This is a genomic window from Desulfosporosinus sp. HMP52 (assembly GCF_000765145.1).
GTDB lineage: Bacteria > Bacillota > Desulfitobacteriia > Desulfitobacteriales > Desulfitobacteriaceae > Desulfosporosinus.
This window is the reverse complement of record NZ_JMGA01000020.1, coordinates 177532-194517: the sequence shown is the minus strand read 5'-3', so window position 1 is coordinate 194517 and position 16986 is coordinate 177532. Positions and strand designations below refer to the sequence as shown.

The following is a 16986-nucleotide window of genomic DNA, read 5'->3' as shown; positions in this document are numbered from 1 at the left end:
GGAAAAATACAAAATGAAGGTGGTTGGATTATGCTGGTGATTTCGGGGATTATTTTCCCATTAAATCAGTAATGTTCTTTTTGACCAAAGTAACTGCTGCAGGGTTGCGCATTACCAGAATGCTAGCTCCGACTTGAAGAACACCGGATGCTGTAACCGCTTCCCAAAGCACTCCACGGTCTTCGAGATCCCCCCAACCGGGAAACTCCTCGACGGTTGCATAGGCTTCTTTACAACGATTAGCTTCATACCCTACTGTACAAATAATAGGCATAGAAAGCATTTTATCATTAGCTAAAGCTCCCAAACGAGCGCGTTCCATAATAGAATAAACGTACTCAATTCCGAATCCTAAACCGGCAACCGTAGGGTCAATTACGATTTTGTTTAAAGGAAGTCCCATTTCATGAATCAAGATATTTAACTGTTTACAGATGTTAATATCAAGAGGTGAACGGGCAATTAGAGTATGTTTGTGAACCATTGCTGCAGCCGCAATTGATTTGTAATTATCCTGTTCCGCAATACCTATTAAGAGATTTTCCCCGGTTGCAGCTTCAGCAATTACAGCCATGATTTCATTATTTTTCTCAGCATTGTCGCATCCTTCTACAATCAAAGGAACCCCAACTGCCGCTAAAACTTCTTTTACAATACGAGCACAATCTTCGGGAGAACGGTTTTCACCCTCTGGGTTCGCACCATCAAGCTTTAGATAAATGAGGTCTGCGCCAAAATCATCTACACATTTTTTAGCCCAGGCTGCCGGATTATTAATGACATCTCCGATTTGATTTTTTATTAAATCATTCCAGGAAGGCACAACATCTGTGACCTCCATAGCAATTACCGGACGGTTCTTGGTTTCTCCTTCAAAGTGGAGAAAAGGCAGGGCACTATCCCCTCCAACCGTAATTGTATGGGTCCTTGTTCCACCCTGTTCAGCAGTGGCGCCAAGTACTACCTCTCCAACTTTACTAGAATATTTTTCTTTTACTAACGCTACGGACATGAACTTCTCTCCTTTCTAGTTAAAGATTCCGGCACGGTTCAGAATATCCTCTACTGCCTGTACCGAGACGGCATCATCGGGCAAATCAAATAATGGTTTGCCGGCCAAGTCATATTCCACAACTAAAGGATCCAACGGAATATCTCCGATTACAGTCAGACCAGTACGTCCAATCTCTTCTTTTAGGGATTCCATACTGCCTGCTGAAGTCTTGGTGACAATTAAATAGATGGTTTTTACAGCAGATTTGAGTCCTTTAATAAGCTCATGGACCCTCCCCGCTGAACGAATACCTCGAGCCGAAGAATCACTGATGACAAACATGACTTCGATACGGGGAATCGTACGTCGGCTGATATGTTCTAATCCGGCTTCAGAATCCACGGCTACAAAATCATAGTTTTCTCCAATATTCTCAAGGTGCTTGCGCAAGATATCATTAGGATAGCAGTAGCAACCCGCTCCCTGAGGCCCTCCCATGACCAGCAGATCAATATCTTTCGATTCAACTAAGGACTGCTGAAGTTTGTACTCGATAAATACATTTTTAGGCATACCCTGGGGGATGGCTTTAGGATCTTTGCTTTGCTCGAGCAATTCTGAGATTGTCGAGGTAGCCTCCAAGCCTAAAGCTTCACCAAGATTGGCATTGGGGTCTGCATCGACTGCAAGGATCGAAGTCCCTTTTTTTCGTCTAACCATTTGCCTTAGTAATAATGCGGTGAATGTGGTTTTTCCTACTCCACCTTTACCTGCTACAGCTATATATTTTGACATAATAGACCTCCATAACAACGTTTATTGAAAAGATGGAAATAGTGACATATCCGTATGGGGCAAAAACAACGCGGCCATATATTCGTCCATATAGGTTGCTCCTACTGAAAGTTCAACATAAGTCATTTTTCGCCCTAATTCTTCTGCTTCTCGCCAAGCATTTTGAGATAGCAAGGCTAATCGTGCTCCTTTAACAGATGCATTTCCAATAAACTCGAACCGCTCCGGTTCAAGATCTGGAAGCAGCCCAATTTGGACTGAATCATGGATATTTAGATAGTTGCCGAAACCACCTGCGATAATTATTCGGCTAATCATTTCAATATCTACTGCAACCATGTTTAATAATGAACGAATTCCAGCATAGATCGCACCTTTGGCTCGAATAACATTCTTAATATCGTTTTCGGTGATGACCACATCTTTCTCTCCACCGGCTTGATGAGCCCAGGCTAGAACAAACTCCTTATCATCGGCAGTCGCTCTTAAGCGTTGCGAACCCGACTTATGCTCTAACTGAAAGTTACCGGCACGGTCAATAATACCCGCGCTCAAAAGTTTAGCTATGCAATCCACAAGCCCCGATCCGCATATTCCTACAGGTGTCTGGTTATTGATAACTTTAAGGGATACCTCCAAAGTTTCCGGATCCACAAAAATTCGTTCTATTGCCCCCGGCATAGCTCTCATTCCAAAGGTAATTCCTCCGCCTTCAAAACTAGGCCCTGCCGAACAGGCGCAAGCAACTAACCAATCTTGGTTACCAAGTACAATTTCTCCATTGGTGCCAATGTCGATAAAAAGGATAATATCTTCACCACTGGCTAAATCCGTCACCAAAGTTCCTGCTACAATATCCCCTCCAACATAACTCGCTACTGAGGGATAGGAATGCACCAGGGCTTCGGGCAACATATGAAGCCCAAGCTCTCGAGCAGGGTATGAGGGAACAGTTGTCATTGTAGGAATATAAGGTTCCAAACGAATGTACCGTGGATCTACGCCTAAGAATAGCTGAGTCATCGTAGTATTCCCGGCCACAACTGCACTTGAGATATCCTTACTACCCAAGGATTGACGAGCAAAGATCTTATCAAGCAGACCATTGACGGTTTCAACAACAGCATCCCTGATCTCCATTAAGTTCTGCTCTTTTTCAACCGCATAGACTATACGCGTTATTACGTCATCCCCATATTTAGCCTGCTTATTATAAGTACCTTGTTGATCGACAATTTCACCTGTAATAAGATTTACCAGGTAAACAACAACCGTCGTAGTACCAATATCAATAGCGACTCCATAAGGGGGGATATCATTCCCCTGTTCGATATGAGTAATCGTTAAACCAGTTTCAGTGTCAGTTATTGTGATGGATACATCCCAATTAGCTTTGCGAAGTAATTCCGGAAGATGTTTGAGTACAGATAAAGGAATATGGATGGGCTTTTCTCCTGTTTGTAAAACTCGACGGAGTTCTATACTCAGGCGAGACCAATCACTTGAATTTTCTGTCAAGGTTGGCTTAGAAAGTGAAATTCTCTGCTTTCTTGCTAAAGGGTGACGTCCAAATTTATCGAGTAAATCATGTTCGCTTTCCTGTAAGAGTCCTTTTTGGACATCCCCTAATAAAACTTGATGTTCTTGTAATCGTGACTCAGGAGGTACCTCTATGGTCATATCTCCTTGAATCAGTGTTTTGCAAGCCAGCCGTATCCCTTTAGAGAGTTGCTCAGGAGTGAGATTTCCGGTTCCATCAATAATGGGATCTCCACTTAACACGACAACTTTACAAGCACCACAAGTTCCCTTGCCTCCGCATCCGGATTTAACCGTAATTCCGGCTTTTGCGGCTGCACTGAGCAGAGATGTTCCATGAGTGACTTCTATAACACGATTTTCGGGCATGAATTTAATTTGATACTGGGACATCGCATTCACTTCCTTACTTTACCAAGAAATCCCATTAGTGTAATCAATCCTATAAAAACATCTTTCTTCCCTCTCATAGCCTATTGCAAAGTCTTAGGACAGAGTTTTAGAGAATGATACAATTCCGCTGGATTCACGTGGCCCGACAACTACTTTCCAACCGGATAGTTCAGATAATTTGCCTGATATTACTGCCACATACCCCGGAATTATGATATTGCGATGTTTTACTTTATCTGCGATACCACTGGCATTCATTGCTTCAACGATTTTTTCCGGTTCAAATTTACCTGCCGCATAGGCAGTAAGGACTGAGGTACCATCCGTATCTATTGGGAGTATATAACTTGGAATCTTGGAAGTTTCCACTTCACCTTCAACGCTATAGTAGGTCAGGGAGAAGTTAGTAGTAATGTAGAATGGTGAATTTTCATCAACATTACCTACGGAGTGTAATTTTGGTTCTACTTGAATTGGCTTTTGAGGATCAGTGTAAATGTTTTGTCTAAGTGTCATTAAGGGTAGCAGATGAGCTTTCTTACTGGTTTTTAACACAACAGCACTAGCGTATTTTGCCACATAAACTGTGGCTTCCATTATTTCCTCCATAGGATCCTGGTTACCTGTAAAGGCAATGACCGGGAAGCCAAAGGGGCGGAACTTCTTCTTAATAGCTAAACGCCGGAACTGGGTAAGATTTTCAAGGGTATTAACCGTAGTTCTTGAACCGGGATCTAAGACAAATTCTTTATACCCTAAAGCTTGTGCTTTAGTAACAAGTTCTTCGAGAGCTTCTAGACCATCTGCCTTGATGATCACAGGAACAGAGTTATCTTTAGCCAGATTAACCATAGCCTCATAATTGTCCGCGGTTGCTGAACCGATAAGTGGTTTCCGGGATGCCAAAGGTTCTAAGGCGGCTTTTAATGCAGCTACATCGTTGCTTAATAAAAGCAATGATTTATCAGTAGCTTCAGCAACAGTAGCGGCTACCTTAGCATAGCGTGCAGCATCTCCCGATTCTTGAACGACCGCTACACCGTCGATAGAGTATTGCAGTCCGACACGTTCAAATTCTAAGCCTTTTATTTCTTGAATCTTAGCGCTTAATTCATCATCACTAAGGGAATCGGAGATATGAATCAGCAAAGTTGTAGGATGATAAAATGTCTTATCATGACGGAAAAGAACAGTCTCATCACCAAGAACAGAGTCTTTACCGAATTTTATGGCTTTGATTGGGGGGGCTGCTGCAGAATCTAAGTTTTCTCTGGCTGCCTCGGTTACATATGGGCATGAATCTAAAGCAGCTTTTCCCGAAGCCAATGCCATAGCAAAGGCTAAACAAGTTGGCACTCCACATTCTCCGCAGTTTTTCTTGGGTAATTGTTTATAGATTTCTAAACCTGTTAGAGCCATTTTAAATCCCCTTTCTAATCGATCTAGGATAAGAAGCAGACTTGTAAGGTCATTAGAAACTTGGCTAGCGCCTAGTTCTAGACATAGGCGATAGCCATAGTTTCAATAATGCAGTTTACATTAGAGGGTCAAGGCCAAAGCATGGATGTCCATTTTCCTCAAGGAAAGGAACGATTTCTTCTGCAGTTGTACCGACTGACTCATCCGCAATTTTATCAATGAAGTCTGCACCCAAGCCTTCATCAATTGAGCGTTGAACAAAGTCTTCACGCAAGAAATCTTTTAGCTCTTTAGGCATCCAAACAATTCTCGCGATTCCACCATCGGCAGGAATGAACTTTTTGCTGAGGAGGTAAGTTCTTCCAATTCCCATAAAGCCTGGAGTTTGCATTCCACCACCGCAAGTTCCAGCCAAAGAGGAGAAGGTCATACCACAGGGAGTCATTCCAGAATGTTCACGGGTTGTTAACATAATTCCGTTTGCTTCAGGAACAATTGCCATGATAGCTTCAAAACATCCGCAAGAAGTCATGGGCCTATCCATTAGAGTATAGAGGTTGACCTCTTCCAGAGTATTGTTAGAAGCCTTATACAGATAATCATTACAGGATTGCCACATGCCTCTTAATTCGTCAATGGCTGGTCCCTTGGGGATTGGTTGGTTGGGTCCGTTAGGGGCTATCTCGTGAGATGCTTTTGCATCTAGCCAGCTAACAGCACCACATAGTCCAACCCGTTCTGGAGTAACAATACAAACATGATTAGGAGCAAAGGACTGGCATAGCAAGCAGGAGTAAAAGTCTTCAACGGACTCATCAGTCAAGCTCCTCATGCGGTCATCACGAGCTCTATAACGTTCGCGCGCAAGAGCAATGCCCTCATCAACCGCAGCTTGTTCAAGCATGATAGTAACTTCAACACGGTCAATAATTGCCGGGAATTCTTCTTTTAACTTAGCAATCAACAGATCCCCAAAGTGTTTCATTAAGAAACCTTTTGCTCTGGCATCTTTAGATATCCGCACCCAGCACAAATCACGTTGAGCCACGTGCCAAACACCTTCACCATAGTTAGCAAAATAGTGAATTCTACGTTCAAAAACCCCTTCAAAATCTTCCTGCATCTTACGTCCATATATATCGATTTTAAGTCCCAAGGGAAGTTTGGTTCCTTCCGGAACAGTATCAATGTCGGGACCTATTACCGTGACCTGACCGTCAACGATATTATCGGGCCCAACCATACGGACTAACTCAAAAGCTGTTGTTCTTCCTCCACCAAATTCGACGTAGGTATCTCCCTTACGAATCGTCTCACCCTCAAACGCCGGTCCAAAGTTAATCGGAATTGGTAGTTCGATGTTGGTCAACTTAATTCCACGAACTTCCATAGCCAAGGGGACTATCTTCTCATAATCGGGTTCAGAGATATACCAGTCTGGTATTTGCATATCTTCAGCAAGGGTTTGATCCGTTAAAACTGGGAAGCCCATAAAGATTGCACCCATTGATGCGGCAATCTTGACATCATCTAATTCGCCAAGATTGAGGACGAAAGCCCGGACTCTACGACGTTGATAATCACGATGGTTTTCTCGTTCTCCCGCTGGAATCCCACCGAATGCTAGACCTGCACGGAAGGCATAGTTTACAGCGTGGATAACCTGAGTAAAGTTTCCTACAGGAAAAGCAATGTAGTCTTCTCCGATTTTTACGTTTAATTCAAGCAATTGCTCGATGATCTCGTCGCAGAGAAAGATCATGAATCCTTTTCCCATAAGGTTATCGACAATTTTCTTAGCGGCCTGAGAATCTTTTGCCCGTCCTAAAATGACCGCTACACCAGGAATTGTCCAGTCTACCATCTTAATACCATGTTTTCGTACTATCGGGTCACCAAGGAATCCTGTCCAAGGTTTAACTTTTGGTTGCTCCCCACGCAAATAATTAAGTGTTTCAATTATTTCCGCAGCATAGAGAACGGACTCACCCCATAGCCGAGCGTTGTCAAACGTTAAATCAGTACGAATTTGACTGCGCATGCGGTTTAGAATCGGAACCAATTCACCTAATTTGGTAACCTTTTCTCCAGAAAGACAGGTGATAACCGGAAGGTGATATGCTGTATCTGGATAACCAACTACTTGCTCTGTACCATAATCTTTAATTGCCCGGTTTAATAAGATTTCCGCATAGGTCATCGCAATGGTAGTACCATCGTAGGCTCGGCGTAAGAGTTTCTTAGGCTGATTATTAGGATCCTTAATTGCGTCTGCGTAAATTTCCTCCATAGACATATACATTCCTCCTTTCTTACCAACCTTGAGCTAATGCTGTCTCATTTTTTTCCGCTGTTTGCTTATGAATGCCTAGTTTCCAAGTTCTATACTCCAAAGCATCGATTAGCTTTGATGCTCCAAGGACAGGATCAACTTCAAATATGAAGTTGCCGCCAAAAACATCATGGGCAATTTGAGTCGTAATACCATAGACAAGGTCACTGCCCTCAACAGGAGGCAAGGAACCAACATGGGTAGGCAGCCCCATAGTTACGCACCAAGATCCAATCGCAACTGCTTTTTCATGCATAGCCTCAGGAGCAGATGCAACAAACGGAACTTTAGGTATATCCACTCCAAGTTCGTTGGCCATGGCAACAGCTAAATCAACAGCACGACTGTTATCCACACAAGAACCCACATGGAAGACTAGCGGCAGGCCTGTTGCCAACTGGGGATTTGCAGCTTCTAAGGTTTGAATAAAGGATTTTAGTCCTTCGCCGGCGTAAGTATCCACGGCCGCTGGTGACATTAAGCCAAATTTGGCAAATGCTCCTGATGAACAGCCGGTAGAAATAACAAAAACGTCATTTTTCACAAGCTCTTTGAGAACAATATTGTGGGATTCATCTTGGGCACGTTTAAGGTTGTTACAGCCAGCCATTAGTGCAACCCCTTTGATTTGGCCACTCAATATTGCATTAGTGAGCACTGAGATCGGACGCTCGGGATTGATTTTGGAGAAGATTTCAGTAAGGGCTTCCACACTGAAACCTGCAACAAGCTTATGTTTTTCATTCGGTATAGAAATTTTCTTAGGATCACGATTTTTGTATGCTTCAATTGCAATTCTGATAAGCTTCTTGGCATCTTCCATGGCCGAATTGGTATTAAAGGCAATGTGTTGAGCACTAGGAACTTTCATAATCGCTTCTGTTGTAACTACCTTTGTATGGTAACATTCAGCAAGGGTTTGGACAGCCGGATAGATACATTGAATATCTACAACCATTGCGTCGAGAGCACCAGTAAGGATAGCCATTTCTTGCGAAGCAGAAGAGGTAGCTAGGTAAACACCTTCCCTCATGAGCAACTCATTTCCAGTACAGCAGATCCCTACGATATTAACGCCTTCAGCTCCTGCCTTTTCGGCATCCGCCTTCATTGCCCGTGCCGCGGCAACTACCATTTCACTTAAAACAGGATTATGCCCGTGCACAGCAATATTGACCATTTTAGGATCAATTACCCCTAAGTTAGCTTCTGAAACAATAGGTTGCGGGATGCCAAACAACACATCACTTAGGTTTGTTCCGATATATTCTCCGCCAAGGTCAGCAAGAGCACTTTTTAGTCCGCCAAAGATGATATTAACTGGGTCACTGTCAACACCCATAGCTGTTTGGGCTATAAGCTCTGTAATAGATCCATCAATATTTCTCGGCATGATATTAGTGTGTTGGAATTTCCGACGCCGTCCTTCTGTCATAAAAGAATCCAGGAAGGCCAAAGGTCGATCCTGATAGCGCCCGAAGTCTGCATACCCAATTTCTACAACATCTCGAAGAATGTCCTTATCTTCACGATCTAAAGTTTCTACTCCCAACTTTTGTGCTAATTTACGAAGCTTTTCGGGAGATTTAATTTCATAATCGCCGGCATGTCCGTCGACTAAGGCATGAGCTGTATGCAATACATGACGTGCATGTTCGGAGTGAGATGCAGCTCCTCCGGCAATCATTCGAACTATATTACGCGATACAATAGTATAAGCAGAAGCACCACAAATTCCACGACTGCCAGGACCATCATCCTTTTTAACCCGACAAGGCCCAGCAATACAGATACGACAGCAAATTCCTTTGTATCCAAATGCGCATTGAGGTTGTTGAGCAACTACCCGATCATAAACCGTCTCAATATTTTTATCCTTAATCATGTCCAACATTTGAAGGGCACCTGGGTCGGTTGTACGAATGGGATTCTTCGGATCTACGACTCGTGGTGCATCGGATGGTCGGGCGGTATGGGTTAAATCCCGATATCTAGGCATATTACACCCTCCTCTTTTCTAAAATCTTGTCTCAGACAAATACTCACATCTTTACTACGAAACCTCTGTCATCTCCCTTCGTCAACGATTTTTTGATAAATTGTATTGAGCTCAACTCCCAGAGACCCGCCAGGCAATTCAAGATTACCTGTATTTAAGGACATTTCCAACAGCTCGTCACTGTAAGGGATGATGCCAATAAGCTGTTCTGAAGGAAAGTGGTCTCTAAGAAAATTTTCATCTTTAGAATTACGAACTTTATTGCCGACGACAAGGACTCGAGGTATACCTAGCTCTGCAGCAAGTTTTTGAATAACTTTTACAGTCTGAACGCTTACTTTACTGGGTTCAGTAACAATAACCAAAACATCAACACCCAATGCCGTTCCCCTGGTAAGTTGTTCGATTCCTGCACCCATATCTAAAATAACAGTATCTTTTTCACCAAGGATCAGTGAATTAACCAAAGCCCGCAAAAAGCTGTTTTCTTTGCAATAACAAGAGGTTCCTCCGCCCTTTACATTGCCCATGCGAAAGAATCTAAGATCACCTAAAGAAACACTGTAATCATCTAAAACATCATCTACATTAGGATTCAGGGGATAATAGGTGCCACTCCCCCCCATACGCTCTTCAATTAGTTCTTTCATATCAACAATAGGTTTTAAATTAGCCAGGGTATCATCAGGTATTCCTAAGATAGTTCCCAAACTAGCATCCGGGTCAGCATCAACCGCTAAAACGGAAATATCTTTATGGGATAGCCATTGGGCAAAATTAGCAGCAAAGGTAGTCTTACCAACGCCACCTTTGCCAGAAATTGCTATTTTCAACAAGCCTCCACTCCTTTACAGCGAAAACACAAAATCATTATCAAAATCTTGCGATTTTATTAATTATGTATTCTTTTTTTGTTGGCTAAATCCTGCAAACTTTCTGAATATATTTTTTATTGTATATAATTTTTCAATATTACAATATTAATCTAATTTATCAAGACAATCTAGCAATTATTAGCACAATATTCTGTATATTTTGATATTTATACTATAAACTGATATATATAGGTTAAGTCATGTGTTTTAACACTAACTTAAAACTGATACACCAGTTCATTTGTTTTTTGGGTTTAGAACAAATGACAATAACTCTTTCTTCGTTACTTATAGAATTCAACTCTTAATACCTTACGAGGTCTACATAATTCAAGATTTGAGAATCCCTGTTGATTGAGCCTATCACTCACAGGTTAATCTCAGAGGTTCACCTCCTTTTTAGAAACCGTGATAGCTGAATAATATCCTTAATCTAAATAAGGCCACGGATGAAACGTTAATCCAAATGCACCTGCTCCAACATGTGTAGCGATGACAGGGCCTGCCTCAAACAAACGAACTTCATGCTCTGGATAACGTTCCTTAAGTTCGTTCAGCAAAATTACCCCTTCATCGGGTATATTTACATGCATTACACAAATCCTATAGCGTTTTCCTGAGGCTAAGGCTCGTATCAACTCGTCGAGTACACATTGCCACGCCCTGGAACGGGAACGAACTTTGTCAAAAACATCAATATGTGCGCTATCATTAAAGTAAAGAATCGGCTTTATCTGAAGTAAAGTCCCGACCAATGCAGCTGCTCCACCAATTCGACCACCTTTTCTAAGGTTATCCAAAGTATTGACTATAAAATATAGCTCTGTATCATGTACAAGGCTTTTTAAACGCTCCATAATTTCAATAGCGCTAAGACCCTGCCCTGCCCATTCGGCAGCAGCCCAGGCTAACACACCCAGTCCTAAAGCCGATGATCTAGAATCAAAGATATGAATATCTGACTTAGAAGCTAACTCTTTTGCCATTTGAGCTGAATGGATAGTGCCACTGATGGCCGAAGAAATATGAATACTTATGATATCTTCGACACCTTCTGCGAACATCGCTTCATAAGCTTCTAAAAACTTGCCAACAGAAGGTTGAGATGTTGTTGAAAGACCAGATATCCGACTTAACTTTTCGAAATAAACACTATTGCTTAATTCTGTCTCAGGATATGTTTCATCCCCAATATTTACATTAAGGGGTACAACGCAAATCTGAAATTGATCTAAAATATCCTTTGATAAATATCCTGTAGAGTCCATGACAATCCCTATTTTCCTCAAATCTTTTCTCTCCTTATGTATAAACCATTGGAAACATCTGTATTTATTGCTTGTCTAAAGTATATCTTAAAATAATAGGTGTCGCAATCTCAACTCAGAATTAATACCCTAACATATTCCATTTAACAAGTTATATTTAACATTTTTGGAAATAGTGGTAACGCTCTGCTATAGAGGTATTCTATTATATCAGGATGAATTAATCAATGAATTGTCATTCATTTTAGTTTTATTTTACTTGAAATTTCAGTTATTTAAGTAACTTAAACAGTTTTATAAAATAATGTTGACAGATAGAATTTCATTTGTTAATATGATAATCGTTCTTAAAAAGTCGGGGCGTAGCGCAGTTTGGTAGCGCGCTTGGTTCGGGACCAAGAGGCCGCAGGTTCGAATCCTGTCGCCCCGACCATCTTGTTTTTTTAAATTCAATAAATAATACTCTTAATTAAAATATTACTTGATACTCATGGGAGATTTGATAAAAACGCGGTTTTTGTCAAATCTCCTATTTGTCGCTTCAACCATAATACAAAATTTTAATAACTCACTAATTTAAATGTGTATCTTAAAGCACTTTCATCTTTAAACTAGTTAAACTTTATTATTTAAATCCCCACTAAATATCTACTTAAGATCTCTTTCTTCTAGAACTTCTCAAAGTACAAAATTTATTACTATTCAATGCAATTTTACAAAATAATAATTATATTTTAAATATTATAGATATTATATTTTGCTGATTTTGATAAATAACAGAATGTTTTTACCCATTCACTGTTATAGGGGATATAAAGGGTATATACTATAGAAGAATACTACAACCTATCTATATAATAAGGAGTCGTTAATCATGCTGCATGGTTTAAAAACTTCAGTGCGACCAGTTGAGGAAGATGATATTGATGAAATATATCAATGGTATAATGATCAAGAAGTCAATCTATGGGCTACAGGTGCATGGCCTTTAAATACTCTCTTAAATAAAGAGCAGATATCGATTAAATTCCTTGACGATTCCTCTGATAGTTACAGGTATTCTATACTTGATGAAAATAATCATCTTATTGGAACAATTGGTTTTAAGGAGCTTAATATACCCAGTCGATCTGCGACCCTCTTTGTTGTGATCGGTAATAAATCCTTTTGGGGAAAAGGTTATGGTACTGATGCCTTGATCGTTTTTGCACGATATCTTTTCACGCAATGGAACTTACACAGAATCTCGTTGGATACTTGGGATGGCAATCTCAGAGCTATTAAGGCCTACGAAAAAGTCGGATTTAAAATTGAAGGTCGTCTACGCGAAGCACGCTATGTATTAGGAAGCTATCATGACGTCATTCTCATGGGCTTGTTAAAAAGTGAGTTTTTAGTTCTGCATGGTAACTAAAGAAAATTGTTAAGAGGGTTGCTAAAATCAGAGGCGTGGAGTAAACTATAATAAATTCAATAATCGTAATACTCCTCTGGGGTTGGGTGAGATTCCCTACCGGCGGTAAAGCCCGCGAGCCTTATGGCAGATCTGGTGTAATTCCAGGGCCGACAGTATAGTCTGGATGAGAAGAGGAACAGTCTAATTGCGTACATACGCTTTATTTGAGCTGTATCTTATTCAACACCTAGAGGAAGAGGTGTTTTTTTGTTTTTCCACCCCTTAATTTTCAAGGTTTTGGAGACACTAAATGAAATATTAAGAAAGGAAATTTCCATGCAAAAAGTAAGTTCTTCAACTTCCGGTGACGAACAGTTTATGAGAAGAGCTCTTGAACTAGCAGCCAAAGCGATGGGCAGGACTAGCCCGAACCCCTTAGTCGGCTGTGTTTTAGTTAAAGATAACCAAATTATCGGAGAAGGTTTTCATCATAAGGCAGGAACTCCTCATGCTGAAGTCCACGCTCTATCAGCCGCAGGAGAGCAAGCAAATGGTGCAACGGCTTACGTAACCTTGGAGCCATGTTCCCACTTTGGCCGAACACCGCCCTGTGCTGACGCCTTAATCCATGCCAAAATCAAACGAGTTGTTGTTGCTATGATGGATCCAAATCCACTGGTCGCCGGTCAAGGTCTTGACCGACTGCGCGAAGCGGGTATTCAAGTTGATTTAGGATTGATGAATCTAGATGCACAACGTCTCAACGAAGTATTTATAAAATCTATCTCAACAGGTCTCCCTTTTGTTATTTATAAATCGGCAATGACTTTAGATGGAAAAATTGCCACAGAAACCGGAGATTCTCGTTGGATAAGTAATGAAGCCTCCAGACAGTTTGTTCATCAACTTCGAGACCGCTGCGATGTTATTTTAGTAGGAAGTGAAACAGTCCATAAAGACAATCCCGCTCTTACATGTCGAGGTTTAAATGGAAAAGATCCTATCAGATTAATAATTGACGGCTGTTTACGTATCAATGAAAATGCAGAAGTTCTGACTTCTTCTCTTGTCAGTCACTGTGTAATAGCTACTACATTGTCAGCATCAAATGAAAAAATTAAGCGTTTGGACTCTCTGCCTCGCGTCGATGTGTGGCAATATGACAGTGAACGTTATGTCCCCTTAAAGAAACTTATGCGAGATCTGGTACGAAACGGCTGGACAAGTGTTCTTCTTGAGGGTGGCGGCGGCTTAGCGGGTGCAATGCTGCAAGAGAATTTGGTCGACAAGGTAGAATTGTTTATCGCACCTAAACTGGTTGGAGGCAATGGGCCTTCTCCCCTCTCAGGTCTTCATATTGAACGCATGGCTGAGGCCATAAATCTCAATGACCTTAGTGTTGATATGTCCACTGGCGACTTGCATGTTACAGGGTATATCCAACCAAAAGTTTGACGGTTAGGGAGGATATTGATGTGTTTACCGGTATTGTAGAAGAACTAGGCATCGTCCGTGGTCTTCGACTTTTGCCTGATTCTGGTCAACTTACGCTTGAAGGTACTAAAGTACTGAATGGCACTCAGATTGGTGATAGCATTGCTGTCAATGGTGTCTGCTTAACTGTTATTCATCTTAACAGCCATGAATTTACCGTAGATGTAATGGCTGAAACCCTGGCAAAAACCAATTTAGCTGATTTAAAAAGTGGTAGTCGTGTTAATTTAGAAAGAGCCTTACAGCTTCAAACACGCTTAGGTGGACATCTAGTTAGCGGGCATGTAGATGGAGTCGGCAGCATTCGTCGAATTGTCCCATGGGGAATCGCCCAAGTCTATGAAATCAATGCTTCGCCTGCACTTCTCTCATTTATGCTCCCTAAGGGTTCAATTGCTATTGATGGGATTTCTCTAACAATAATCAATGTAGTAGCAGACTATTTCACAGTTTCACTTATTCCACATACTTCTAAAGAAACAACTCTAGGGATAAAAGGAATTGGTGCCGGTGTTAACCTTGAGACAGACTTGATTGGAAAATACGTTGCTCGTTTTATGGGCCTAAACACTAACCAAAGCACTAAGAAACCAGACCTTTCGCTGGGTTTTTTAGCAGAGCATGGATTTATTTAAGAATATATTTATTTGAAAAGTAAGGAGTGAGTGCTATGTCATTTAATACAATTGAAGAGGCTTTAGAGGATATACGTCTAGGAAAGATGGTAGTTATGGTTGATGATGAGGATCGTGAAAATGAAGGGGATCTAGTCATGGCCGCTGAAATGGCTACTCCTGAAGCAATTAATTTTATGGCTACCTATGGACGAGGATTAATATGTGTTCCCTTGACAAAAGATCGAATACACTCCCTCCAGCTAGAGCAGATGGTTAATAATAATACAGATCCTCATGGTACAGCTTTTACGGTAAGTGTTGATGCAATAACTAGCTCCACGGGGATCTCTGCTTTCGAAAGAGCCGAGACTGTTAAAGTTCTAGTGAATCCTCACAGCAAACCCAGCGACCTACAGCGTCCAGGTCACATCTTCCCACTTCAAGCTCGTGAAGGAGGAGTACTGGCTCGTGCTGGTCACACAGAAGGCTCTGTGGATCTGGCTCGTCTCGCCGGTCTTCAGCCTGCTGGTCTAATCTGTGAGATTATGAATGAAGACGGTTCAATGGCCAGAGTACCTGACCTGCAATTATTTGTGAAAAAACACAATCTTAAATTAATTACTTTAAAAGATCTTATCAGCTATCGACGCCAGTCCGAAAAACTAATTGAAAAAGTTGAGAGTATTCAGCTTCCTACCGGATTCGGTGAATTCCGTGCCGTAGGATACCTGAGCATCTTAGATAACGAAGAACATATCGCCTTAGTTAAAGGGACTGTCGATGATGGGCAGCCGGTTCTTGTCCGAGTACATTCTGAATGCTTGACTGGGGATGTTTTCCATTCTAAGCGGTGTGATTGCGGTGATCAATTGGCCGCAGCTATGGAAGAAATCGAACAGGAAGGTCGCGGTGTTCTGCTCTATATGCGCCAAGAGGGCCGGGGGATCGGTTTGTTAAATAAATTAAGAGCTTACAAACTACAGGAAGAAGGAAAAGACACCGTCGAAGCAAATCTGGCCTTAGGTTTTCCTGAAGATTTGCGCGACTATGGCGTCGGTGCTCAAATATTAGCGGATCTTGGAATTTCTAAAGTACGTTTGATGACTAATAATCCACGAAAAATTGTTGGTTTAGAAGGTTACGGTTTAGATGTTGTAGAACGAGTTCCTTTAGAAATTTCAAGTAAACCGGAAAACACTAAATACCTTTGTACCAAAAAACAAAAAATGGGACACTTTTTATCAGAAGTACGTTAGCCTTGAATTATTAATAGTAAAACTATGCTCTTGATCAGAAAGGATGATATTGATTATGAAGACTTATGAAGGAAACCTTATCGCTCAAGGATTAAAAATCGCAATTATCGCTGCACGTTTTAACGAGTTTATTACAGGCAAATTAGTTAGTGGAGCCATTGACGGTTTACACCGCCACGGTGCTCTGGAAAGTGACATTGAAATAGCATGGGTTCCCGGAGCATTTGAAATTCCTTTAGTTGCTCAGAAAATGGCACTCTCTAAAAAGTATGATGCAGTCATCTGCTTAGGTGCTGTGATTCGTGGAGCCACTCCACATTTTGATCTCGTTAGTAATGAAGTTAGCAAAGGAATTGCTCAAGTCGGCTTACAAACCGGGGTGCCGATAATTTTTGGAGTTATTGCAACAGATAGTATTGAACAAGCTATTGAACGAGCTGGAACAAAAGCAGGCAACAAAGGATTTGATGCAGCTATGACTGCCATTGAAACTGTAAATTTGTTGAAATCCTTTTAGGCAATCTTATGACATAGACTGCTTTAAGTATTCTAGTGGCAAATCATGGAGTATTGTCCACTAAATTGTCCTTGTCAAATTGCATTAACTTT

Annotated in this window: 13 protein-coding genes, 1 tRNA gene and 1 riboswitch; of the genes, 6 read left to right on the top strand and 8 right to left on the bottom strand. The window is 41.3% G+C overall.

Features of this window, described 5'->3' with window-relative positions; all coding sequences use genetic code 11:
- Positions 1 to 49: 49 nt before the first annotated feature.
- The 8 genes from DP73_RS09450 to DP73_RS09415 all read right to left on the bottom strand — a co-directional run bounded on the left by DP73_RS09450 (position 50) and on the right by DP73_RS09415 (position 11635).
- Complete coding sequence (locus DP73_RS09450; RefSeq protein ID WP_034599081.1) at positions 50 to 1012, bottom strand: acetyl-CoA decarbonylase/synthase complex subunit delta; 963 nt, start codon at positions 1010 to 1012, stop codon at positions 50 to 52.
- A 15-nt stretch (positions 1013 to 1027) separates the two neighbouring features.
- Positions 1028 to 1789 (bottom strand): AAA family ATPase, encoded by a 762-nt coding sequence (locus DP73_RS09445; protein WP_034599080.1) that lies wholly within the window; start codon positions 1787 to 1789, stop codon positions 1028 to 1030.
- Between the two features lie 21 nt (positions 1790 to 1810).
- Positions 1811 to 3721, bottom strand: a complete 1911-nt coding sequence (locus tag DP73_RS09440) for an ASKHA domain-containing protein (RefSeq protein ID WP_034599079.1) — start codon at positions 3719 to 3721, stop codon at positions 1811 to 1813.
- Positions 3722 to 3814: 93 nt separating this feature from the next.
- Entirely contained in the window at positions 3815 to 5140 is a 1326-nt protein-coding gene (acsC, locus tag DP73_RS09435; protein ID WP_034599078.1) for an acetyl-CoA decarbonylase/synthase complex subunit gamma, read from the bottom strand.
- A 115-nt stretch (positions 5141 to 5255) separates the two neighbouring features.
- Positions 5256 to 7436 carry an acetyl-CoA decarbonylase/synthase complex subunit alpha/beta gene (acsB, locus tag DP73_RS09430; RefSeq protein WP_034599077.1) on the bottom strand — a complete coding sequence of 727 codons (2181 nt, stop codon included), beginning with the start codon at positions 7434 to 7436 and terminating at the stop codon, positions 5256 to 5258.
- A 16-nt stretch (positions 7437 to 7452) separates the two neighbouring features.
- Positions 7453 to 9471: an anaerobic carbon-monoxide dehydrogenase catalytic subunit gene (gene cooS, locus DP73_RS09425; protein WP_034599076.1), complete on the bottom strand. Its 2019-nt coding sequence runs from the start codon at positions 9469 to 9471 to the stop codon at positions 7453 to 7455.
- Between the two features lie 68 nt (positions 9472 to 9539).
- Positions 9540 to 10304: a P-loop NTPase gene (locus DP73_RS09420; protein WP_034599075.1), complete on the bottom strand. Its 765-nt coding sequence runs from the start codon at positions 10302 to 10304 to the stop codon at positions 9540 to 9542.
- Between the two features lie 470 nt (positions 10305 to 10774).
- Positions 10775 to 11635 (bottom strand): DegV family protein, encoded by an 861-nt coding sequence (locus DP73_RS09415; RefSeq protein ID WP_034599072.1) that lies wholly within the window; start codon positions 11633 to 11635, stop codon positions 10775 to 10777.
- Between the two features lie 335 nt (positions 11636 to 11970).
- On the opposite strand from DP73_RS09415, the gene DP73_RS09410 reads away from it, so the two are divergent.
- From DP73_RS09410 to ribE, 6 genes are all read left to right on the top strand, one after another.
- A tRNA-Pro gene (locus DP73_RS09410) sits at positions 11971 to 12047 on the top strand.
- Positions 12048 to 12488: 441 nt separating this feature from the next.
- The gene (locus tag DP73_RS09405) at positions 12489 to 13028 is read left to right on the top strand and encodes a GNAT family protein (RefSeq protein WP_034599070.1); all 540 of its coding nucleotides are present in this window, start codon (positions 12489 to 12491) and stop codon (positions 13026 to 13028) included.
- Positions 13029 to 13096: 68 nt separating this feature from the next.
- Positions 13097 to 13210, top strand: a riboswitch (FMN riboswitch).
- A gap of 136 nt (positions 13211 to 13346) precedes the next feature.
- The gene (gene ribD, locus DP73_RS09400; protein WP_052090530.1) at positions 13347 to 14465 is read left to right on the top strand and encodes a bifunctional diaminohydroxyphosphoribosylaminopyrimidine deaminase/5-amino-6-(5-phosphoribosylamino)uracil reductase RibD; all 1119 of its coding nucleotides are present in this window, start codon (positions 13347 to 13349) and stop codon (positions 14463 to 14465) included.
- Positions 14466 to 14485: 20 nt separating this feature from the next.
- Complete coding sequence (locus tag DP73_RS09395) at positions 14486 to 15139, top strand: riboflavin synthase (RefSeq protein WP_034599069.1); 654 nt, start codon at positions 14486 to 14488, stop codon at positions 15137 to 15139.
- 35 nt (positions 15140 to 15174) lie between these two features.
- The gene (locus DP73_RS09390; protein WP_034599067.1) at positions 15175 to 16377 is read left to right on the top strand and encodes a bifunctional 3,4-dihydroxy-2-butanone-4-phosphate synthase/GTP cyclohydrolase II; all 1203 of its coding nucleotides are present in this window, start codon (positions 15175 to 15177) and stop codon (positions 16375 to 16377) included.
- A 55-nt stretch (positions 16378 to 16432) separates the two neighbouring features.
- Positions 16433 to 16894, top strand: a complete 462-nt coding sequence (gene ribE / locus DP73_RS09385; protein ID WP_034599066.1) for a 6,7-dimethyl-8-ribityllumazine synthase — start codon at positions 16433 to 16435, stop codon at positions 16892 to 16894.
- Positions 16895 to 16986 lie beyond the last annotated feature (92 nt).